Raw genomic sequence first — 21,912 nt, 5'->3', positions numbered from 1 at the left:
ATTGTAATTCTAAGTCTCAACTAATCGTTTTACAAGCGAAGGGACTAAAAATTAGGATTCGTCATCCGCATCAGTTCGGGACCTCGGTTTACCAGTAGCATGCCCTTCCCGTTTTCAAACGACAGTCCCTCAAACTCGCGGTGACCGTCGGTAATAATCGTCCGGATGTCGCTGGTCTTTAAGTGACCTAACTTGCTGACCGGAATTCGCATGACCCCACCATTAGAAACGAGGTAAAGGTTATTATTTTGACCGTTATACGCCAGTGACTGGGGTACAATCCCAGGAGCGTGTCGGATTAACTGCGGAATTAGTTTGAACTTAGCTACCCGTTCGCTAATCTGACCGCGATAAATCTTGACGGCTCCCCTTGGAGCGATGCCGTGATGAGTAATGCTGTAAAAGTAGGCCTGACCGGCTTTATCGAAGGCGAGGACCATGCCCATTGGAACCTTACCCGGAATGGTCGACTGAACCCGTGCTCTGACTTTTTGTTCTGGCTTTAAGGTGTCCATGTTCAGGCGCTGAACAACTGGTTTGAACCCATTCTGTTTGATAAACCATATCTGTTTATTCTTAGGATTATAGGCCATCGACTGCCCGTGCCCCGTGTGAAAGACGGGCCCAACCTTGATGGCGGATAACTCAGTCTTACTATGACGAAACTTCCCCATGTAGCCTGGCAAGTCAAATCCCAGTTCATTTAGTTTTTTTAAATCGTAGCGCACCACGAACCCGGTGTTGGAGCCACCGTAGAAGGTGTACATAACGTACGCATACTGTCCGTGTAGCACCACACTCTGTGGATTACGCATCAACCGGTGATTACGGTCGTTCAAACGCGCGTATCTACTGGTATAAGTAGGTAAAAAGTACTGGGTGATAAAGTCAGAATGACCGTCACCCCGAATCGTATGTAAAGTGTTCGGATAGTTCTCATTTGGTTTATAGGCCGATTCGTATGGATAATAGCCCCGTGAGTAATCCTTGTTGTCAACTACCTGATAGGCGTGTGCTTGTTTTGATGATTGGGTCTCATTTTGATTTGATTTCATAAATTCTAAAAGGTAAAAAATGACGACCAATCCAACAAAAAGCAGACACATCACAAATAAAAGCCTCTTCATCAATCCCTTCATATAATCCCCCCAAAAATTAATTTAAATAAAAAGCTCATCATAAATATGATGAGCTTTTATTGATTTAATATCCTAATTCATTAATATTATACCGCTTTTGCTTGGTGGTACTCCATGGGAAGGTCTTGACAACCCCAACGACCTTCTTCTTTGGAACAAAGCCCCAGTAACGGCTATCGTTTGAGACGCTCCGGTGGTCACCTAAAACGAAGTACTCTCCCTTTGGCACCTTTACAGCGCCCTTATTCTTAGGCCAGTTCTTGGATAAACTAGTTAGATCCCAGTCACCAGGCATCCGGTTGTAGTAAGTTCCCTGTTGCTGCTGACTCTTACTGATGTAATCCTGGTTAACCTTCTTGTTGTTAACGTAGATACTGCCACCCTTAAAGGCAACAGTATCACCAGGAAGTCCAATCACCCGCTTAACGTAGTCGGTGTTTGGGGCAGCAGTGGGATCCTCCCCTGCCGCATTAAATACAACGACACTTCGATGCTTAATCTTCGCCTGTCTGAAGACCATGATCCGTTCTCCATTTTCAAGGTTCGGCTGCATCGATGGTCCATCAACCTTGGCCAGCGTAAATAGATATTGTCTGATTATTAAGGCTAGGATCAGTCCAATCACAATCGGAATCACCCAACTCATGACGCTCTTAAAAAATTTCATTTCAGATTCTCCTCAATCATTATGTATAATTTTATTCTATCACTAATGATTTGTCAGGGATGAACTCCATCCCGAAAATTTCCTTTATATATTTAGTAAGTATACCTTATAATAGCAATTAGTGCGTCATTGATCGCAAATTTTTTACTAGGGATGAAAAAATGGAAACAAAGAAAAGTCATGTCATTTGGTTAGCGGTCCTGCTTGGGATCGTAAGTGCAACTGGTCCACTCTCAATGGACCTGTACATGCCGGCGCTCCCACAGATGATGGTAACGTTTCACACCAACGCCTCCATGATGCAACTAAGCATCACTGCTTGTCTGATTGGCCTGGCGGTTGGACAAGTCATCATCGGCCCCTTAAGTGACCATTATGGTAGAAAACCACTACTAATCATCGGTTTTATCCTATTTAGTGTCTCATCTGCGATGATTGCGTTCATTCCCAACGTCTACGCGCTCATTAGTTTACGACTAGTTCAGGGAATCGCTGGAGCAACTGGCCAGGTCATTTCTAGAGCCGTCGCCCGCGACATGTTTTCAGGAAAAATCCTGACCCGTTTCTATTCGTTATTAACCGCTGTTAACGGCATCTTCCCCATTATTGCTCCCATCTTTGGTGGTTTAATCATCAAAATTACCAACTGGCAGGGAATCTTTCTCATCTTAGGGGTGATCGGAATCGTCATCGTTTTCATGTGCCTCTTTGGCATCCCCGAAACTTTGACGCCCGAAAACCGCAGCACCGGTTCCCTTTTTCAATCCGAAGTGCAGATGTTTTACCTACTAAAGGACCCTAAGTTTCTCCGCCTGGTGCTCGCAACCGGACTGGTCTACGGGTCACTATTTAGCTACATCTCTTCCTCTTCCTTTGTCTTTCAGAGTCAGTTCCACATGTCAGTCACCGACTTCAGCTTCTTGTACGCTGTAAACGGCGTTGCCATTGGGATTGGGAGTGCGCTGCCTGGTCGCTTGGTAATGAAGACCGACTCCATTACACTATTAAAACGGTTCATTAAGGCCACCATCATCACTAGTTTTATCCTAATTCTCAGTGCCATCTGGTTTAAAAACCTGTTAGTGGTTATTATCCTAGTCTTCATCATTCTCATCTTTATCGGTGCCATGCTGACGTTATCCACGACCGTCGCCATGAACGCTGCCAGTAAGAACGCCGGCAGTGCCTCAGCTCTTGTGGGTCTAACGCAAAACGCCATGGGTGGAATTGTTTCACCACTCGTTGGTATCATGGGTGAAAATACGTATTTGCCAATGGGACTCATCATTTTAATTGCCATGATTCTGATTAACTTATTGTTGGTCAGACCAAAAACTGTGAGAAAATAAAGCTAATAATTAATTTTTTCTGCAGGTTTTCTTCATGTTTTCTGCAGGTTTTTAGCACCATCAAGTACACAAAGACTATCAAATCAACGTTCTTACATCATCTTTTCTGCAGATTTATTCTATCAATAAGGAGAACCCTCCATGCTAACCACCAAAAACAAACGCTTCGACTCCTTCTCACTTGTAGTCGGACTCTACTTTTTATTTGTTGCGTTCCTCCTATTTATCCGACCGCTTGGCTCTTTAATCACCATTATGGCACTTGGAACCCTACTAGCCGGAATCTATCGCTACGTTCTGTACTACGAGTTGTCCAACTATTTCAATGTGATTAATAAGACCCTGATAGTAACGGGAACGATTGAACTCGTAATCAGTATCATCTTGTTTTTTCATCAATTCTTGAACTTTCACGTGGTCCTGATCTTAATATTTGCCTGGATAATCGTGGACTCCCTCACCGAACTTTTAACGGTCAGATTCATTCCTAAAGTTCGGAAGTGGTACCACGCAGTCGTGATTGGCCTCGGCATTTTGGGAGTCATCGTTTCAGTTGCCCTCACCATTCTGTCGTTTGTTTCCACCTCAGAAATGGTCATCTTATTGGCCTTGTTCTTCGTCGCCGATGGCATCGTCATTGCCGTTCGAGCATTTTAGGGAGTGAATTAATGATCGAAATTATTTTCAGCTCAATCGTGGCTTATTTTTCAACCAATCTGGATTACTTACTCGTCTTGGTCCTCTTGTTAGGAGCTTATAAGAGCCCAAAGTTGGTCCTAACTGGTGACTTAATTGGAACGGTGGGGCTCACTCTACTGCCAATGATAATTGCGCGAATTCTCGGGGCCGTGCCTCAGATGTGGATTCTCGGTCTTCTTGGGATCTTCCCCATTTTATTCGGAATTAAGGAGTTATTTCCACCAAAGCCGCACTCAAGTAGTGACATCAGTACCAGTAAGGGATCGAAATTCAAAACCGTGATGAAAGTCGTGGCAATCACCATCACCGCGTGTGGTGCTGATAACGTCGCCGTTTTCATCCCCATCTTCATCCGAAAGACTAATTTAGAATTACTGGTAGCCCTAATCACCATGCTCATCATGGCGGTCATCTTTTTCTTCTGTGCCATCCTCATTGAGGACAATAAACCAATTAAAAATTTGTTAGGAAAGTACGGTCGTTACCTGTCATCAATCGTGTACATTCTTTTAGGAATCTCTGTCCTAGTTCAAAACGGAACGATTGCCCACTTCTTTCACTAATTAAACAAAAAATGCATCCTAATTGGATGCATTTTTCTTTTGTTTTATAACTCGTTTCATGAACTGATCCTTCTGGTCAAACACGGTCTCATTCATGAAGCCACTCGGACCATGGGGAACACCGTCAACGATGTGAACCTCAACGTTAGGTTTGCCAATGAATTTGATGAGTTCGGCTGCCATGTTAATCGTCTGAACATAGGGAACAACGCGGTCACCGGTTCCCGCGTACAGAAGTGCCGGGACCATGGCTTCATTTAGGTACGTCACCGGATTGGCCTCGGCAACTAGGTCAGGAACGTCAATCGGTCGGTGAAATCCCAGCATCGCGCCCTCAAACGAATCGGCGTCACCGGTCTCATAAAAGTTAGGTTTTTGCCCAAGCGCCTCAAACTCTGGCTTTAAAAGGTCCATTTCGTACAAACCGTACGAAGAAATCACGCCATCAACCTGACTCGAGTAGTCAAAGTTACTACCAAAATCACTCTCAAGGTGCCCACTGGCTTCAGAAGCTGCCAGTAACATCGCTAATTGAGCCCCTGATGATTCACCCATCATGAAAACTGCGTTACTATCGAAGTGATAGCTATCGGCGTGAGCTTTCACAAAGCGCACCACCGCTTTTAATTCGTAGATTGCGGTGGGAAATGGTTTCATGTAACTAAGTGAGTAGTTGGGACTGACAACCGCGTAACCACGCTTTAACAATTCCAAAGCACCATTCAATTTAAAGGAACTCTTCTGTCCGAAGTACATTCCGCCGCCATGAACATCAATGATGACCGGGTAACGGCCGCGCTTTTCATTTGGCAGGTAAACGTCAAGCTTGTGTCGTTCTCCATCCGCATAGGCCACATCGATGAACTTGCGGTCCACGAAGTCAGAATCAGCTGGTGAAAATTTATGTTCACGTTCAATGAATTTAACCATTTTAAGACTCCTTTGAAGTAGTTAATTTTATGATAATTCAAAAGCGAAAGAGCAGCAATTATTCCTACTTAATCGTGATGGTTTCGTCCTGACTCAGGTTAAATTAATTTATTTTACGAAAGTCAGTTTTTTCTATTGCTTTTTTAAAAAAAGAGGCTAAAATCAGTCCACGGTTGTTTAGAAGCACATTCTAAACGATATTTGGAAAAAGGGGTGAGAAACATTGGATAACAAAATTCTAACTGACGATGATTACGCCAAAATGCCATTGTCAGATCTCACTAGCACGCTAGACACCTCGAGCACCAAGGGTCTAACTACCAGTGAGGCCAAACAAAAGTTACAAAAAAACGGATACAACGTCATCAAGAAGGGTAAGCAGGAATCGGTTTTAATCGCCTTCCTTAAAAACTTCACTTCACTAATGGCCATGCTGCTGTGGGTCAGTGGTGTGATTGCTATTCTGGCAGGCACCGTCGACCTTGGAATCGCAATTTGGGCAGTCAACATTATTAATGGTCTCTTCTCATTTTGGGAGGAACATGCGGCCAAAAAGGCCACCGACGCCCTGAGTAATCTACTGCCAACCTACGTCAACGTCATTAGAAACGGGAAATCAATTCAAATCAACGCTGATGGAATCGTTCCCGGCGACCTCCTGCAACTACAAGCCGGTAACGCCATCCCAGTTGATGGAGTCGTGGTCCATTCTTCATCACTACAGGTGGACGAATCTGCTCTAACCGGTGAATCACTTCCGGTTGATAAGAACAATAAGTACCAACATGGTGACGGCAAGTTTGCCATCAGTAACGTAGTCTACGCTGGGACCGTTGTCACTAACGGAACGGCGACCGTCTTAGCCGTTAAGACCGGGATGAACACCGAATTTGGTAAGATTGCCAGCCTGACGCAAAACCAGAAGAAGACGGACTCACCACTTACTAAGGAATTGAACCGTTTGACCCGTCAAATTTCCATTATTGCTTTTGCGATTGGAATTACGTTCTTTATCCTGGCAATTTACTTTGTTCATTACCCGCTTGCCAAGTCGTTTATCTTCGCACTGGGAATGATCGTGGCTTTCATACCGGAGGGACTCCTTCCGACCGTCACGTTGTCTCTAGCCCATGGCACCCAGGTCATGGCCAAACGCCACGCCCTTTTAAAAGACTTAGACAGCGTTGAGACCTTGGGTGAAACCAACGTCATCTGTTCTGATAAGACCGGAACGCTGACCCAAAATCAGATGACGGTCAACCACGTTTGGCTTCCAGACAAGGAGTATACCGTTACCGGAACGGGGTATTTCAACAACGGCAAAATCCAGTTCAACGGCAAAAATGTCAATCTCGCTGACGAACCGGATTTGAACCTTTTGTTAAAGATTGCCCTGTTAAATAATGACACGGCCATTAAGTACGACCAGGACAACAAGAAAGCTCCGTCAATTTTAGGAACTCCAACCGAAGCCGGATTGAACATCTTGACCGACAAGGCTGGTTTAAACCGTGATGACGCGGCCAAACAAACTCCGAGGCTGAAAGAACTCCCATTTGACGCCAATCGGCGCCGCATGACCACGATTCAAAAGACGGCGCTAAACGGCAGTAACGTCATTTACACCAAGGGAGCCCTTGATAACATTCTTTCGATTTGTGACAAAATCCTAGTAAACGGTCAGGTGCGCCCCATCACCGCAACTGATAAGCAAAAGATTAACCAAGCTAATGCCGACTACGCTAAACAAGGACTGCGTTCACTCGCTTTTGCTTACCGCGATGACGACACCGATGATCCGAAACAAGCCACGATTGACAACACCGAAAAGAACCTCGCGTTTGTTGGTCTAGCCGTCATGTCCGATCCCCCACGAGAGGAAATCTTTGACGCCGTCAAGAAATGTAATAGTGCCAACATTCGGATCATCATGGTCACCGGTGACAGTTCCTTAACCGCCAAGAGTGTTGCCGTCCAAATCGGCATTACCTCTAACAAGGCGCGGGTCATCACCGGAGAAGAATTAACCAAGATGTCAGACGATCAACTTCAAGAAGCCGTCAAGGGTGAAGTCATCTTTGCCAGGGTGGCTCCGGAAGACAAGTATCGCATCGTCTCCATGTGTCAAAAAAACGGTGACGTGGTTGCCGCTACTGGTGACGGTGTCAACGACGCTCCAGCTCTAAAGAAAGCTAACATCGGCATCGCCATGGGGGTTAACGGAACCGACGTCGCCAAGGATGCCGCCGACATGATTTTAACCGACGACAACTTTGCCTCCATCGTTTCTGCCATTGAAGAAGGTCGAACCGTCTACAGCAACATCCAGAAGTTCCTCCTTTACATCTTGAACAGTAATATGGCCGAAGCCTTTCCATCAATTCTGTTCCTAATCTCAAACGGTGCCATTCCACTCCCACTGACGGTTATGGAGATTTTAACCGTTGACCTGGGGACTGATCTCCTGCCAGCTCTGGGACTTGGAACCGAAAAGAGTGAACCGGGAATCATGAAACGGCCACCACGTTCAAGAAGCTCGCACCTGTTAAACAAAGGACTTATTATCAAAGCGTTTGGTTGGTACGGACTATTTGCGTCTATCTTGTCAACTGGCGGTTACTTCTTTGCCAACTACCAACACGGTTGGCCCAAGATTCCGCTAGCTGGCAGTGGCACATTTTACGCCGAAGCCACTACCATGACGCTAGCTACCATCGGCTTCTGTCAAATCGCCGCCGTCCTTAACTGTCGAACCGATTCGACTTCCCTATTTAAAATTGGGATCTTTAGTAACCACCGCATCATGTGGGGCATCGCCTTTCAGATTGTCCTAATCACCCTCCTAATCTACGTTCCGTTTCTTCAAGGTGTCTTTGGAACCGCCGCAATTGGTGTCAGTGACTGGATCTATCTGATTGCCATCCCAATTCCACTGGTTCTAATCGATGAGGTCAGAAAGTATTTCGTAAGACGACATATTCACAACAAGTTCAACCAACACATGTCTCACCTACAAAAACTAGAAAAAGCCCTATAAAATTAAAAGGGGGTGCTGAACAAATTGTTCAACATCCCCTTTTTTGTGATCAATAATAACTATTATATGTTGTTTGATAAGCACCCCGTTGAATGGTATTTTTATGTTGTTTGTTTTTATGATGAGAAATCTTTTTTCTTTCTAATAACCAATACGTAACATTTTGGTTCTCAAAATTCTGCCCATGCTTTGCTACGATTTTATAATTTTTAAAAAGCGTCGAAGAAATTTGTTGTGTTCCAGGATTTAAATTACTTCCTGCCATCTGTCCTTGTTTTTCACCACCTGGTCCACTATATTCACTAATACTTGTTCCTCCAAGTGTATTCAAAGTTACCCACTGAACTTTTCTATCCTTAATAACATTATATTGAGAATTCAAAACTTTCTTTTCAAACTTTGCTGGAAAATTATAATTTTGAAAATAATAAGTTGATGGCATTGCACCTGAAGTTGTATAAATTCCCATATCAAGAGATCCGTAGTTTAATAAAGTTGGTTTCCCTTTCGAATTATGTTCTATAATTTTACCAAATATAACTTGCGCAGGCTGAGTGGGCTTGCCAGTTGGATTGACAGTCATCGATCCATTATTGGCAAAAACTTTAGAGTTCATTACATTATTATTTATTCCTAGCAAAAATGAAAAGGAAAGAAGAAAAGTTCCTAATATAATATTTCTCTCTTTTACATTTATTTTACTTTTTAATAAGGATTTATATAAGTAGACTACTAAGGCAATTATTGAAAGAATAATATAAGGGAACCATATAAGCTCATAATATTGAAGAACATTAGATAGATCATGTCCATAAATTGAAATAAGTGCATTACCAAATAACATAAGCAAAATTAATATATGTGTAAACGTGTTCGTAAAAAAGCTATTATATAAACATAAAAATAAAATTCCTAAAAATCCAAAACAAAATATTATTGGATCAGAAGTAAGAAATTTTTCAAATACTATTAAAGCATTAATTAATTTCCCAATGATAGAAGCATGAGATCCACTATATTGGAAAATATTGGCAATAAAATAAACATTAATAAATTGTTTTAATGAATTAGTAATAATAAAATAAATAATCCATGGAACAGTAGATAATAAAAAACCTAATCCACTATATAAAATCATGTTTCTCATCGCTTCAAACCTTTTATGAAAAAGATAAAAACCAAAAATGAGAAAATAGAAGACAATCCAACTTCCAATTAAAGTAAATTTTGAAAATATAATAATTCCAACAATAATACCTTGAATTAACCATTCAAGCTTTGTAACTGTAAAGTTTCTATTACTAATTAGTAAAACAAGATAAATAAGTCCTAAAACTGCAGGAAAAGCAAAAAACTCAACGGAATCTCCATAATTATAGTATGGGTGATAGAGTGATAATATTGACGTTAATAGGCCTACTGAAACAGAAATAGGATTACTCTTTATATAAAGATGCGTTATTTTATAAGCAAAGTACATAATTGCCATTAAAGACAACACTTCAAATGGAAACATTCCAACCAAACTTTTGGAATTTATTAACCAAGCAATTCCATGAATAAAATAAACATAAGGACCCTTTTGTTCAAATAAATCTTTATACGGGATAATTCCATTCATCATAGCTTTCCCAACAGTAAAATAGCAGTTACTATCTGGTGAATAGTCAAAATAGTACAAAGGAGAAGTGTAACTACATATTCCTAAAAAAATTATACTAGCAAATAAAAAAATACAAAAAAACATTAAATTCGTACGATTAAAAACCTTATTAAAACGAATCCTTCTTGATTCAAAATGCATTATTCTTTCACAATCCTATCTTACAATGTACTAAGTATTCATTAAAAACGAACATTATCATGACATTGTTATTAAATTTTAACTTCTCATAATGCCATGTTACCCCCCCCCAGAGGATTTATTGCAAGAGTTTTTTTGTGAATGTGATAAATAAATCAAGCTGATAACTACAAATTAGAAAAAGCCCTATAAAATTAAAAGAGGATGCTGAACTAATTGTTCAACATCCCCTTTTTGGTATGGGTTTTAAAAATTGAGGTTTTAATAATTTAATGGCAATCAATCGTTACTTCAGAATCTGACAAAATTCAATGCGTTCGTGGTTAGGACCATAGACGTTAAAGAATTTAATTCCCTTCGTCCAGTACGCCCCAATGTATTGAATCTGATCATCATCGACGTTCAGTCCCATTTCTTTAGCGGCCTTAAAGGCACTTTCAATGTCAGTGGTATTTAAGGCAAAGTGGTTAATCGCGCCATCAACCGGGTTGGTTGGCTCGCCTTCCCAAATTTCAAGGGTGAGGTTGTCGTACTTCATAAAGGCACAGTGAATGTTACCATTTGGGAAATCGCCAATCTTTTTAAATCCAAGTTTTTCATAATACTGAATGGTTTTGTTAAGGTCTTTGGTAGGAATTCCTACGTGTTGAAGACCAGTAAAGTAATCACTAATATTCATTTTCTTACTCCCCTTTTTATTATGCGATAATTGGTGGTCATCATTATCAACACCAGTTGCCACCGTTGAATCTTCTATACCATTAGACGTATCTAACGCTTGGTGCTTGAGGCTTGGAAAGACGACCTTATCGGCAATTCCGGTAATGCCACCCTGGAAAAGAAAGGCAAAAATCGTTCCAATACCATAGTATTCAATTCGATGTGTGATCAAAATCGCAACTATTCCGATAACAGTCGGTGGGATGTATGAAGCCCACATTGCTTCAGCGGCGTTCCCCTTAAAATACTTGAAACGTAGGATCTGCATTAGATCGTCATTTGGGTGTAAGACCAGGTTGACCCGTTGATAAATCGAAATTCCAATCGCAATAAACGCAACTCCGATAAAGTTGACCAGCACGTAAACGGTGATTAAGCCCAACGAACGGGCCTCTGGTAACTTGATAATCTCGGTCAGGAGGTCATAGAACACCTGAACTAACCAGGAAAACGGAATCATGAAAATCATGTTTCCAATGGCTCTGCCCCAGTCCCATTTCCCAAGTAAGAGCGCATTCAAGATGATAATGGCAACTCCGATCAGGACAAAGGTCCAAAAAAGATTCCAATGAATCGCAATACTAAAGTTGGTTTCGGCCGCCGTCCAGTAGGCGGATCCCAAAAACTGGGGAACCACCTTGGCACTGGTGACCAACGTCAGAACGTTTCCAAGTGAATTGATGATGATTGAAATAATAAAATAAATAATCGAAGCACTCATCGAAATCGTTCGTGGTGTTTTCTTTGCAGTCATAACAATCACCACATTTTTCTATTTAAGTTCTGGGTTAACTGCGACAATCGACTTCCCCATCTTAGGGGTCGTGTGATTTAGAACTCCTTCAACTTCGTCAAGCTTTAAAATATTATCCTGGAACGGAGTGGTCTTAACGGCACCGGATGCCAGTAAAGCAATCGCATCTTCAAAGGCATGGGGATTAATAATCGATCCCTTAATCGTTAACTGTTTCTTAAAGACGTTGTAAGTATTCATTGAGAAGGTCTGATCAGGTTTACCGACTCCAAACATCAGCACTTGAGCACCCTTGTTGGTGTGCTCAGCAGCTTCTTCTTGAGTCTCAGGACGACCAACGGCTTCAACCACAAAGTCATAATTTTCTTTAATCGGGGTCTTCGTCGTGTTAATCACGTTGTCTAACTTTAATTCAGACTTCAAACGGTCAAGCACCGAGTCGTCTAGAATCCCAGCTAAATCAATTCGTTGAATCCCATAGTCACGCAGGATTTGAGCGAACAGACGAGCCATGAAACCATCACCAATGATTAAAGCGTGTTGGTAAGGGGTAATGTTCTCGGTAATCTTCATTGCGTGAACCACACAAGAGATTGGTTCAAGTGAACATGCAGCTTGAAGTGAGACTGAATCTGGTAATTTGTAAACCACTTTTTCAGGTGCTGTAAAGTATTGAGCAAGTCCACCATTACGAGTTACTCCAATGGCTGACAAGTTGTCACAAAGTTCATAACGACCAGTTCGACAATAGAAACACTTGTCACAATAAATATTGGGGTCAACGGCGACTCGATCACCCTTTTTAAATTCTTGGACGTTTTTACCAACGGCGGCAACAATCCCAGAATTTTCGTGACCTAACACGATTGGCGGGGTAGCGTCAGTGGAGCCAGGTAACCCATTGAACAGCCCATTATCAGTCCCACAGATTCCGGCATAGGCCGTTTCAACCAAAACTTCATCGTCTTTAGGAGTTGGAGTGTCAATCTGCTCCATCTTCATCTTTTGTTTGGCAGTCATTACTAAAGCATTCATTTTATCGTTCATAATAAATAGCCTCTTTTTATCATGTTAAATTTAGTATTAATTAATAGTAAGTAAAATAAGCGCTTGTTTTTATTTACACATTCAATATATACTCGGAATTTTAATAATGCAACCGCTTACACTATTGGCATGGCAATAAATAATAACTTCACAAGCACTTCTGAATCAGCAAATATACTAAGATCAATATTTCAAATCATTTTGATTCTCATTTTATTCTGAAATAAATTAACATAAATAATAATTTCACAATAATTGTTTTGATAAAACGAAATAAAAATGAAAATCACACGAATTGTTCGGAAATAAAATCATCCCCACACCACTAGAAGATGTAGCAGTGGTCAAGGAATGATTATCAAATGAAGCTCTTTAGATTAACTACATGATCAAAGTACTGTAGTTCAGACTTATTATGAACGACCGAAATAATGGTACTGTTTTTTAAATATTTTCTCATTAATCCATAAAATATATTAACCGATTGTGGATCAAGTCCACTACTACTTTCATCAAACAAAACCACCGATGGGTCTTGAATAAAAGTTCGCAAAATTAGGATTTTCTGTTGCTCACCGCCAGAAAAATGACTCTTAAATTCTTTGGTAGAATAATTTTTCAAAGCATCATCTTTTGAAATTTTCCCTAATCCGATTTCGTCAAAAAGTTGATTAATTAAGTCAAACGATGTCCTCTGATTTCCTGGATACGTTAAATTATCGTATAACGATCGGTTAAATAACGGTGTATCCTGACCAAGATAAACAACATCAGTTGGACCTTCCGCTGGAATTATAATTTCACCCCTTTGTGGCACTATCAGTCCACCAATTATTTTTAACAACGTACTTTTCCCTAAGCCATTATCACCAACAATCGCCGTCTTTTCACCCTTATGAATGTTTAATGACAAATGGCTAAAAATGTTTTTGCTATTACGATAACTAAATTTAATTTTTTTAACCCTCAACCAATCACTACCTGGGGCAAAAATTCTGCCTTCATGAACCGAACCCAAAACAGGATAGTGTAAATCGTCTAATCCTGACCGGATACGATCAAAAAGCTCAATCATCTCCAGATACTCGGACCCAAATTGACTCAAACTAATGATTGAATACACTAAAATTAAAAGTCCAGAAATACTGTAATCCTTGTTCTTACCAACAATGCTGATAAATACAATAATTCCGAAAGCCATCACCACAATGAATAACTGCTGGATAATCGCAGATCCATTAATTTTATTTTGTAATTTATAATAGATTCTTCTCTCATTATTTAGTAGGTTATTAAAAATACCGTTTTCGTAGCTTAAACTTCTTAGTGAATAAATTGTTTCTTTATTATTATAAAAATCCAAGATGTATTCATTCACTTTGGAAGTTTTACTTAAAGAGTCGCGGACATATTGCCGATTTTTTCCCGATAATTTAACGGAAAGTAAAATATAGAGGAGAAAGACAATTAAATATGAAATCCCAATCATTAAATTCATTTTAGCCAAAATGACGGTATACAAAGAAAGTAAGGCAACTCCCTTAATTCCTGCTGGCATCACCTCTTGAACCAACTTACGACATGAAAATGATACCTCATCAACGTAACTTTGAAGTTTGCCCACTTTTTCTGCTTGAAAGTACTTGTAACCACCCTTTTCGATGTTTGACCAGATCTCCTGTTTAGAATACTTACGGGTAGCTTGTAAAAAATAATTACTAACATAAGTGGTAATCGAAGGAATCATTAGCGTTAAAAACAATAAACAACTCGTAAAGATGACTTTTTTACCATTTGAATTAATGATGTTACTCAATAAATACGGCTGCAAATAGAAGATGGCGTACGATACAAATAAAAATAAAAGATAAATGATAATCTTCAAAATACCAATTCGTTTAATCAAATGTTTAGCAAAATATTTCATCGACCTGCTCCCAATAATTGTCGTTAATCTTCATGTGATTCAAATAAATTGAGACAATCATAGCACCACCAAAAAAAGATGTTGAACTTAATGTTCAACATCTAAAACAAATCATTTATAAAATCTATTCATTCTGAATCTCTTCATTTTTCCTCAAAATATTGATTATCATAGATCCGATGAAGAAAATTAACACAACTACATTTAAAACCATCATTAAATTACTATTCGATACAAAAGCAGCAATAAACCACAAAGTGAGAGCGGCAACAATCATTGATAAGAACTCCATGATAGAAATAAAAGTGGACATCATCTTACTATTAACGTAATGCTGAAATTCAATATTAAGTTGATATGAATAGACATTGAACGGAATCTGTAAGAGCGTCAAAAAGACGACGGGCATAAAATCAAGCCTGAACACATTACACAATGCAAATAAAATCAGAATAAGTATTAGATTAATAACATAAGATATCTTTGAAATTTTGATGTGTTTTAACATCATATTTCCAATAATTGAAAAGAGTTGAAACAACACATACACAATTCCAAAGTAAGCTTTAGAGATATGGTCTTGTAACAAGATAAATTGCCAATATTGATAGAACACTTGGGCAAACATCTGCAGAAAGCACATCAGTACAATGATTACTGATAATTTACTGTTATCTTTAAGACTTTTAAGTCCGCCTACCATTTGACTTAAGGTGATCCGATCTTCCATCTTGATGTTTACTTTTGGAATTAAGCCTTGAATTAGTATAAAGGCAAGCACAAATCCTAATAAAGACACAATGTATATGTTAATTCCGATGTAGTTATAAATGGTTGCACCTAGTCCGCCACCAATTAATCCACTAAACAAAATCGCATAGTTGTTTTTCACGTTGAATTTTTTGATACTACCGTCATGATTTTTAATGGTTTTCACAAAATAGGTGTCTAAAGACCCTGTCATGCCCGCTGATGACATCCCATACAAAAACCATGCCACGCTGATTAGCAGAAATGATTTGGTCATAAAAGTTAAAAAATAAGAAATAAAAATCAAAATTAGGGAAAGTTGGTACATGTTCTTCTCTGAAATAATATCTGAAACAATACCAGATGGAATCTCCATTATGAGAGCTGCAACCATAAAAATACTTTGAATGATAGATATTTGACTGATAGAAAATCCCTTATCCAACAGAATTACGGATAAGATCGCATGCGGGAGGACCCTGGAAAAATTATACATAAAGTTTCCGGTTAAAAAGCTTTTTATTTGAGTACTTAAAGCATCGATGGGATCTCCTCCAATCAATCAGATTCTAAAAAAGGGAAGAATAGTTCTTCCCTTTTTTACTATTAAGTTAGCTCTATTAAACAACTTCCATTCTTATTGTTCAAACACTTTTACTATTTATCGCCCCCACAAGCTCCTTTGCCACCGCTTTCGGTGATTGCGGATTTTGTCCCGTAATTAAGCGTCCGTCTCTTACGACATGGCTTTTAAATGGTCGTACTTTTTCAAAATGAGCGCCGTGTTTGTTGGCAACCTTCTCATTTAAGAACGGCACCCTTTTATAGTTGCCACTTAAAACTTCCTCAGCAGTCGTAAAACCAGTAATCTTTTTATTAGAAATCAGATATTTCCCATCTGGCAGCTTAATGTTAAGGATTCCAGCAATGCCATGACACACCGAACAGATGTATCCACCGTTATTGTAGATTTCCAAACTGATTTTCTGTAACTGCGGGTCATCGGGGAAATCCCACATTACTCCGTGGCCACCAGTATAGTAAATCGCCAAATAGTCTTCGGGGTTGATGTCGACTGGTTTCAGAGTGTTAGCCAATCCATGATTCTGATAGTCGCGATCTTGATACATCCTTAGAGTATCAGCATCAACGTACGACGACTTCATACTTCTTGGATCAATCGGAACGTACCTTCCCTTCGGACTAAGATAATCCACGTCGTATCCAGCCCTTTGAACTTCCGCCACAAACTCAACTGATTCACCCAACCACAGACCAGTCAGTCGATTACTATTAGGGAAATTAGTCGTGTTAGTCTCGACCACTAAAATTTTTTTCATCGCAGCATCCTCCTATTTATCTTGACTCAGATATGGCATTAAAATCGCCTTCACTCTCTTAGCCAGTTCACCCTTATCAACCTGTTCATCTGATAAAACTAGCTCTTCGATGATGCCATCAATCCCGTAGCAAATGAAGTCTAGTTCCGTTTTACTGATGTCTTTAGTGACAAACGCCAGCTGTTCCCTGGTAAAATCGTTGAATTCTTTTCTGAACTGATACGAATCTTGACTTTTTAATAGATTACGAAAGAAGTTACGGTCCTGAGTGAAGAAATTAATCCAAAGTTCAATCTTTTCTTGGACTTTCGTGTCGTCGACATTCTGACAGGTCAACCTCAACTCTTTGAAATATGAATTCATAAAGTCCAAAACCAGCGCCGACTTGTCAGAATAGTGGTCGTAAAAGGCTTTTCTCGTAATGTCGGCTTGATCGCAAATCATTTTCACCGAAATTTGATCTAAACTAGGCTTCTCCTGCAATAGTTCACGAAAGCTGTCTTGAATGGCTTTCTGGGTCTTTCGAACTCTTCTGTCAATCTTTTTTTCCATTAATAATCACCTTTTTTGAGTTCATAGTTGCAAACGCAACAGTTGTATTATAATATACTCGTGTAACTTAATCAACGAAACTTATATCATTTAGGAGGTAACTAATGAAAACAATCTTAATCACAGGAGCTAGCTCCGGAATGGGATATCAAACCGCTAAACTGTTGGCAAACTCCGGCTATCAAGTTTTTGGAGCTGCCAGAAACACGGACGCAATGGAACCCTTAAGGGCTTTTGGGGTTACTCCAATTAGCATGGACGTTACCGACCAAGATTCGATGCAAAAAGGTGTTCATCAAGTTATTCAAACCGCCCGTAAGATTGACGTCTTAATTAACGGGGCTGGTTATGGTTCTTTTGGCGCCATCGAAAACGTCAGCACTGAGGAAGCCAAACGCCAATTTGACGTCAACGTCTTCGGGTTAGTTACCCTAACCAAACTGGTTCTACCCTACATGGAAAAACAACACGCGGGCAAAATCATCAATATTTCTTCAATGGCGGGCCGGTTCAGTAGCCCACTCGCCGGCTGGTACTTCGCATCCAAACATGCACTTGAAACCTTAAGTGATTCACTTCGAATGGAAGTAAGAAGGTTTGGCATCCAGGTGGTCCTAATTGAACCGGGGGTCGTTAAAAGTAACTGGTCCAACATCGCTATGAACAAGCTGGTTAATTCCTCTAAAGGAACCAAGTACGAAGCAGCCGCGAAAGAAATGGCCAAGAAAACTAATAAAATTTATGCCTCGAAATTAGCGTCACAACCCACTCTGATTGCCAAAACAATTCAAAAAGTCGTTTTAGCCAGAAATCCCAGACCACGATATCTCATTGGGTTCGGTGCGAAACCAACTGCGTTCTTCAATGCCGTTTTACCAACGAGACTGATGGATCGCCTGATCCCCAAATTTATGTAAGAGGTGCCTAATATGACTAACATCCCCAAACAAATGACCGCGCTGCAACTGCTGAAATACCGAACGCCCTTTGTAAAAGACACCATTCCCGTTCCTCAAATCAATGACAACGAGGTCTTAGTGTCAATTGCGGCCTCGTCACTCAACCCAATCGACTATACGATTCAATCTGGTAAAGTAAAAATCATCATGCCTTACAAATTACCGATCACCGTTGGTAATGACTTTTCCGGAACGGTGGTCAAAGTCGGCAAAAAGGTAACTAAATTCCAACTGGGTGACCAGGTGTACGGGCGTCCTGATGATTATCAAAGTGGCACTCTAACCGAATTCATCGCGATTGACGAGAACGACATCGCTAAAACGCCAAGTAACTTGAGTCTAGTAGACGCCAGTGCCGTTCCCCTAACCGGATTAACGAGCTACCAGGCCTTAATTGAAATTGGCAAACTGAAAAAGGGCCAAAAAGTCTTCATTCAGGCCGGGTCTGGTGGCGTTGGTACCATGGCAATTCAGATTGCCAAAGCGCGAGGTGCCTTCGTTGCGACAACCACGAGTCAAAAGAACGTGGCGTTAATGCGCTCTTTAGGTGCCGATCAAGTGATTGATTATCATACGACGGATTTTTCCGAGGTGTTAAGTGATTACGACATTGCTTTTGACAGTCGTGGCGGCAAAACCCTCAAAGATACCTTTAAAATCTTGAAATCAGGCGGCAAGCTAATCACAATCAATGGAATTCCAACCTTTAAATTTGGAATGGAACACCATCTTGGCTGGTTTAAATCAATTTTGTTTGGAATCGCTAGTGGTCCCCTGCGATTTTTAGCTAAAAAACATCACGTTGAATACACCTTTTTCATCATGCATCCCAGTGGACCTCAATTGGATATTTTAACCCAGATGATTGAAGACCAGCAGTTAAGGCCGATTATTGACAAGGTCTTCCCGTTTAGTGACGTGCTAGCGGGATATAAACTACTGGAATCACACCACGCTACTGGCAAGATAGTGATTGAAATGAAGTAAAACTATTTAATAAAAACCGTAAAAATAAAATGAAGTGCCAGATAAAGTTAAAATTCTATGTCTGGCACTTCATTTAATTTATTTAAATACATCAACAATTTCAGGAACAAACCATCCTATAAATCCTCCAAAAACGAACAACAGCCACCAATAATGAGAAATAAAATACCAAAAATTCAAAACCAATTAAGAGGTTCTAAATATATTAAAAAGTTTAATTAACAATAAAAAAAGAAAAACTATGTACTCTTATGTTCTTCAGTGTTACATGTGATACAATGTAATTGAGGAGATGATGTTGATGGAAAAAGTTAAAATCAGAAAACGTGGAAACTCAATTGGTATTAACTTCAATAGTGAGACTCAAAAAGAATATGGATTAGCTTTGGGACAAGAATACTTTCTAACTAAAGATCAACAGGGAGCACTTATGTTGGTCCCAAAAATAAAACAAATTTATGGCGACAAAAAATATGCCAACGGAAAACTTTACCAGTCTCCCATTAATAATAAAAGTCAACTAGAGGGACGTGAAATGATTTGAATAATCAATCGTATTGTCCAAATCAAGGAGACGTTGTTTGGATTGATTTTGATCCCAGTAGAGGAAACGAAATTAAAAAAAGACGTCCTGGCCTAGTAATCAGTACCAAAGCCTTTAATGACGCAACTCGTTTTGTTGTTGTTTGTCCAATTACGAGTACAATTCGGAACTATGCTGGTAATTTTAATTTAAATGGATACAAAACACATGGTCAGGTTATAACTAGTCAACTAGCAAGTTATGATTGGTCTAGTAACAGTGATAGAAATATTAAATTCATTGAAAAATTAACTCAATACGACTTACTAATCATAGAACAACTAGTAGGTCAGATCTTTAATTTCCCTAGCCAGGGATAAAACAAATAGTAATAAAAAACTGATACGCCACAAAAAGCCTCTAACTATCGCATTAGTTAGGGGCTTTGGTATCTACATTGTTAATACTCACAGTTTTATTATCTCAAATCATTCCACGTTTCAAAAACGCTAAAACCAATTTTACTCTTAGTCATGCCGCTTAATTGGTTTGGCCGGATCGCCTACGTAAGTTGAATTGGCAGGAACATTCTTATTGACAACCGAGCCAGCACCGATAATGGCATTCTCACCAATGGTAACACCTGGAAGAACAATGACACCAGTTCCAAGCCAAGCATTTTTGTGAATGTGAATGGCACCAGTAGTAATCAAATTCCGGTGGTCTGGTCGCGTATCGTGGTTAAGCGTAATCAGTGAAACTCGTGGTCCAATCAAAACGTTTTCGTCGAGATAAATTCCACCAGCATCGTCAAACAGACAATCAATGTTGATTAAGACTCCTGATTTTAAGAAAATGTTGCGACCAAAATCAGTCTGAAGTGGTGGAAAGACAATCACGTTTTCCGGTACTTCTCTGCCAGTAATCTTAGCCAAGATTTCCTGTTGCTTAACTGGATCTGGTTCACTGTTAAACTGTTTCAATAATTCAGCATTTTTAAAATGAATATCAAAGATTGGTTTAAACGACGGGTCACGAAAGTCAAACGTTCCACCGTTTAAGGCGGCCTTTAAAAGATCATCTTCTTTTGACATAGATATCTACCTCGATTTTTGTTTTTTAGAGTTATAAAGGCTCCTGTGACAATTGTATCATCATTATAATGAGAAACAGAAAATCACATAAATGCCTACCTATAATATCTAATAGCACTTTTTCTAATTTCGATACCATGCAGTTTTAGGCCAATTGTGATGTCGTTTCTTTTGACTCTCCATGATGAGCAATCTTTGACCCCATATCCATGCTCATTAAGTCCTTGCTAAAAATATTAATTGGATTTGAATTAATATTACTAAAAGCAACCAAAAACACCGAGAAAATTGAAATTACAACAAATAAAATCAGCTCATCCGTTTTCATAGGTGTTATGTTACATAAATAATATTTCGTGATAAAATATTATCACTAAAAATAATAAATTGAGGGGACTACAAAATGAAAGCTAAAACAATTCTTATATCAACATCACTCATTATCATTTTATCGATTGGTTTTCTTGCTTTTGACCTTTTATTTGCTGACCATGCAGCAGTAAGCATTCAAATGAGAGCAATAACTTTATCAAATACTAAAATTAAAAAGTTTAGCAAGAATTTAGCCACTTATAACTACATAAAACGCCATAAATATGAGACATTAAAAAATTTATCAGATGATCAAGGGTCAGGAAACTTAGATTATTACGTAGGATCGTTAGGGCAAAAAAACATTGGTGTTTACGGAAGACTCAATTATTCAGGTATTAGGATTTTATTCCCACAATTTCAAGTGAAGTATATAGAGCTAGAATAATCAAACTGAATAGACAATATTAACAATGTTAGTTTTAAAATGAAAAAAATAAAATCAAAAACGTGGTAATTCAATTGGCATTAGCTTCGATAGTAAGACAAAAAAGAGCCCACCAGCTTTAGCTGATAAGCTCAATCATCAGTTCACCACAAACTGGTGACTTGTGTATCTCTTACTGTTTTAATTATATCTAATATTATTATTTAGTCAATGATACACTAATTAAGGCGAGTATTTACACCACAATACTAACTATACTCGTCGGTGATTTGATGTATCTCTTACTATCAGTCATTATTCCAGTAATAATT

At 39.4% G+C, this 21,912-nt stretch carries 20 protein-coding genes and 1 pseudogene; 9 read left to right on the top strand and 12 right to left on the bottom strand.

Features of this window, described 5'->3' with window-relative positions; all coding sequences use genetic code 11:
* Window positions 1-44: 44 nt before the first annotated feature.
* Together AC6UDB_RS05410 and lepB are read right to left on the bottom strand one after the other, a co-directional pair.
* Window positions 45-1,139, bottom strand: a complete 1,095-nt coding sequence (locus AC6UDB_RS05410) for a hypothetical protein (protein WP_500709363.1) — start codon at window positions 1,137-1,139, stop codon at window positions 45-47.
* A gap of 64 nt (window positions 1,140-1,203) precedes the next feature.
* Window positions 1,204-1,806, bottom strand: coding sequence for a signal peptidase I (gene lepB / locus AC6UDB_RS05405; RefSeq protein WP_500699744.1), 603 nt, complete (start codon window positions 1,804-1,806; stop codon window positions 1,204-1,206).
* A gap of 161 nt (window positions 1,807-1,967) precedes the next feature.
* On the opposite strand from lepB, the gene AC6UDB_RS05400 reads away from it, so the two are divergent.
* The 3 genes from AC6UDB_RS05400 (at window position 1,968) to AC6UDB_RS05390 (ending at window position 4,417) form a co-directional block, all read left to right on the top strand.
* Complete coding sequence (locus AC6UDB_RS05400) at window positions 1,968-3,155, top strand: multidrug effflux MFS transporter (protein WP_500709362.1); 1,188 nt, start codon at window positions 1,968-1,970, stop codon at window positions 3,153-3,155.
* Between the two features lie 141 nt (window positions 3,156-3,296).
* Entirely contained in the window at window positions 3,297-3,812 is a 516-nt protein-coding gene (locus AC6UDB_RS05395) for a hypothetical protein (protein WP_500709361.1), read from the top strand.
* 11 nt (window positions 3,813-3,823) lie between these two features.
* Complete coding sequence (locus tag AC6UDB_RS05390) at window positions 3,824-4,417, top strand: cadmium resistance transporter (RefSeq protein ID WP_500709360.1); 594 nt, start codon at window positions 3,824-3,826, stop codon at window positions 4,415-4,417.
* Between the two features lie 18 nt (window positions 4,418-4,435).
* Here AC6UDB_RS05390 and AC6UDB_RS05385 read toward each other — a convergent pair whose 3' ends face one another.
* Entirely contained in the window at window positions 4,436-5,347 is a 912-nt protein-coding gene (locus AC6UDB_RS05385; protein WP_500709359.1) for an alpha/beta hydrolase fold domain-containing protein, read from the bottom strand.
* 262 nt (window positions 5,348-5,609) lie between these two features.
* On the opposite strand from AC6UDB_RS05385, the gene AC6UDB_RS05380 reads away from it, so the two are divergent.
* Window positions 5,610-8,384 carry a cation-translocating P-type ATPase gene (locus AC6UDB_RS05380; RefSeq protein WP_500709393.1) on the top strand — a complete coding sequence of 925 codons (2,775 nt, stop codon included), beginning with the start codon at window positions 5,610-5,612 and terminating at the stop codon, window positions 8,382-8,384.
* Between the two features lie 49 nt (window positions 8,385-8,433).
* Here AC6UDB_RS05380 and AC6UDB_RS05375 read toward each other — a convergent pair whose 3' ends face one another.
* The 8 genes and pseudogenes from AC6UDB_RS05375 to AC6UDB_RS05340 form a co-directional block, all read right to left on the bottom strand.
* Window positions 8,434-10,188 carry a teichoic acid glycosyl transferase gene (locus AC6UDB_RS05375; protein WP_500709358.1) on the bottom strand — a complete coding sequence of 585 codons (1,755 nt, stop codon included), beginning with the start codon at window positions 10,186-10,188 and terminating at the stop codon, window positions 8,434-8,436.
* A gap of 286 nt (window positions 10,189-10,474) precedes the next feature.
* Entirely contained in the window at window positions 10,475-10,867 is a 393-nt protein-coding gene (locus tag AC6UDB_RS05370; RefSeq protein ID WP_500696009.1) for a VOC family protein, read from the bottom strand.
* A gap of 72 nt (window positions 10,868-10,939) precedes the next feature.
* A pseudogene (locus AC6UDB_RS05365) lies at window positions 10,940-11,662 on the bottom strand (DUF6198 family protein); the annotation flags it as partial.
* A gap of 18 nt (window positions 11,663-11,680) precedes the next feature.
* Complete coding sequence (locus AC6UDB_RS05360) at window positions 11,681-12,697, bottom strand: zinc-dependent alcohol dehydrogenase family protein (protein ID WP_500696010.1); 1,017 nt, start codon at window positions 12,695-12,697, stop codon at window positions 11,681-11,683.
* A gap of 370 nt (window positions 12,698-13,067) precedes the next feature.
* Entirely contained in the window at window positions 13,068-14,636 is a 1,569-nt protein-coding gene (locus AC6UDB_RS05355; RefSeq protein ID WP_500709357.1) for an ATP-binding cassette domain-containing protein, read from the bottom strand.
* 124 nt (window positions 14,637-14,760) lie between these two features.
* A complete protein-coding gene (locus AC6UDB_RS05350; RefSeq protein ID WP_500709392.1) occupies window positions 14,761-15,882 on the bottom strand; it encodes an MFS transporter in 1,122 nt (373 codons plus the stop codon).
* A 148-nt stretch (window positions 15,883-16,030) separates the two neighbouring features.
* Window positions 16,031-16,726 carry a type 1 glutamine amidotransferase domain-containing protein gene (locus AC6UDB_RS05345; RefSeq protein ID WP_500709356.1) on the bottom strand — a complete coding sequence of 232 codons (696 nt, stop codon included), beginning with the start codon at window positions 16,724-16,726 and terminating at the stop codon, window positions 16,031-16,033.
* Between the two features lie 12 nt (window positions 16,727-16,738).
* Window positions 16,739-17,278 carry a TetR/AcrR family transcriptional regulator gene (locus AC6UDB_RS05340; protein WP_500709355.1) on the bottom strand — a complete coding sequence of 180 codons (540 nt, stop codon included), beginning with the start codon at window positions 17,276-17,278 and terminating at the stop codon, window positions 16,739-16,741.
* 104 nt (window positions 17,279-17,382) lie between these two features.
* On the opposite strand from AC6UDB_RS05340, the gene AC6UDB_RS05335 reads away from it, so the two are divergent.
* The 4 genes from AC6UDB_RS05335 (at window position 17,383) to AC6UDB_RS05320 (ending at window position 20,127) form a co-directional block, all read left to right on the top strand.
* Entirely contained in the window at window positions 17,383-18,195 is an 813-nt protein-coding gene (locus tag AC6UDB_RS05335; RefSeq protein WP_500709354.1) for an oxidoreductase, read from the top strand.
* Window positions 18,196-18,207: 12 nt separating this feature from the next.
* Window positions 18,208-19,224 carry an NADP-dependent oxidoreductase gene (locus tag AC6UDB_RS05330; protein WP_500709353.1) on the top strand — a complete coding sequence of 339 codons (1,017 nt, stop codon included), beginning with the start codon at window positions 18,208-18,210 and terminating at the stop codon, window positions 19,222-19,224.
* Between the two features lie 301 nt (window positions 19,225-19,525).
* Complete coding sequence (locus AC6UDB_RS05325) at window positions 19,526-19,768, top strand: hypothetical protein (RefSeq protein WP_500694239.1); 243 nt, start codon at window positions 19,526-19,528, stop codon at window positions 19,766-19,768.
* Window positions 19,765-20,127, top strand: a complete 363-nt coding sequence (locus AC6UDB_RS05320; protein WP_500699733.1) for a type II toxin-antitoxin system PemK/MazF family toxin — start codon at window positions 19,765-19,767, stop codon at window positions 20,125-20,127. Before AC6UDB_RS05325 ends, AC6UDB_RS05320 begins: the two co-directional genes overlap by 4 nt.
* Window positions 20,128-20,274: 147 nt before the next feature.
* Here the strand turns inward: AC6UDB_RS05320 and AC6UDB_RS05315 are convergent, their stop codons facing one another.
* Window positions 20,275-20,841 (bottom strand): LbetaH domain-containing protein, encoded by a 567-nt coding sequence (locus AC6UDB_RS05315; protein ID WP_500707544.1) that lies wholly within the window; start codon window positions 20,839-20,841, stop codon window positions 20,275-20,277.
* Window positions 20,842-21,244: 403 nt separating this feature from the next.
* On the opposite strand from AC6UDB_RS05315, the gene AC6UDB_RS05310 reads away from it, so the two are divergent.
* A complete protein-coding gene (locus tag AC6UDB_RS05310) occupies window positions 21,245-21,601 on the top strand; it encodes a hypothetical protein (RefSeq protein ID WP_500699731.1) in 357 nt (118 codons plus the stop codon).
* Window positions 21,602-21,912 lie beyond the last annotated feature (311 nt).

The organism is Fructilactobacillus sp. X3R2C1, from assembly GCF_059901235.1.
Note: the sequence above shows the minus strand (reverse complement) of the source record. Positions and strands in the feature narration are given on the sequence as shown.

Coding starts and splice junctions, on each gene's coding strand:
- AC6UDB_RS05410 (WP_500709363.1), bottom strand. CDS start 1,139: ATGAAGGGATTGATGAAGAGGCTTTTATTTGTGATGTGTCTGCTTTTT.
- lepB (WP_500699744.1), bottom strand. CDS start 1,806: ATGAAATTTTTTAAGAGCGTCATGAGTTGGGTGATTCCGATTGTGATT.
- AC6UDB_RS05400 (WP_500709362.1), top strand. CDS start 1,968: ATGGAAACAAAGAAAAGTCATGTCATTTGGTTAGCGGTCCTGCTTGGG.
- AC6UDB_RS05395 (WP_500709361.1), top strand. CDS start 3,297: ATGCTAACCACCAAAAACAAACGCTTCGACTCCTTCTCACTTGTAGTC.
- AC6UDB_RS05390 (WP_500709360.1), top strand. CDS start 3,824: ATGATCGAAATTATTTTCAGCTCAATCGTGGCTTATTTTTCAACCAAT.
- AC6UDB_RS05385 (WP_500709359.1), bottom strand. CDS start 5,347: ATGGTTAAATTCATTGAACGTGAACATAAATTTTCACCAGCTGATTCT.
- AC6UDB_RS05380 (WP_500709393.1), top strand. CDS start 5,610: ATGCCATTGTCAGATCTCACTAGCACGCTAGACACCTCGAGCACCAAG.
- AC6UDB_RS05375 (WP_500709358.1), bottom strand. CDS start 10,188: ATGCATTTTGAATCAAGAAGGATTCGTTTTAATAAGGTTTTTAATCGT.
- AC6UDB_RS05370 (WP_500696009.1), bottom strand. CDS start 10,867: ATGAATATTAGTGATTACTTTACTGGTCTTCAACACGTAGGAATTCCT.
- AC6UDB_RS05360 (WP_500696010.1), bottom strand. CDS start 12,697: ATGAATGCTTTAGTAATGACTGCCAAACAAAAGATGAAGATGGAGCAG.
- AC6UDB_RS05355 (WP_500709357.1), bottom strand. CDS start 14,636: ATGAAATATTTTGCTAAACATTTGATTAAACGAATTGGTATTTTGAAG.
- AC6UDB_RS05350 (WP_500709392.1), bottom strand. CDS start 15,882: ATGTATAATTTTTCCAGGGTCCTCCCGCATGCGATCTTATCCGTAATT.
- AC6UDB_RS05345 (WP_500709356.1), bottom strand. CDS start 16,726: ATGAAAAAAATTTTAGTGGTCGAGACTAACACGACTAATTTCCCTAAT.
- AC6UDB_RS05340 (WP_500709355.1), bottom strand. CDS start 17,278: ATGGAAAAAAAGATTGACAGAAGAGTTCGAAAGACCCAGAAAGCCATT.
- AC6UDB_RS05335 (WP_500709354.1), top strand. CDS start 17,383: ATGAAAACAATCTTAATCACAGGAGCTAGCTCCGGAATGGGATATCAA.
- AC6UDB_RS05330 (WP_500709353.1), top strand. CDS start 18,208: ATGACTAACATCCCCAAACAAATGACCGCGCTGCAACTGCTGAAATAC.
- AC6UDB_RS05325 (WP_500694239.1), top strand. CDS start 19,526: ATGGAAAAAGTTAAAATCAGAAAACGTGGAAACTCAATTGGTATTAAC.
- AC6UDB_RS05315 (WP_500707544.1), bottom strand. CDS start 20,841: ATGTCAAAAGAAGATGATCTTTTAAAGGCCGCCTTAAACGGTGGAACG.
- AC6UDB_RS05310 (WP_500699731.1), top strand. CDS start 21,245: ATGAAAGCTAAAACAATTCTTATATCAACATCACTCATTATCATTTTA.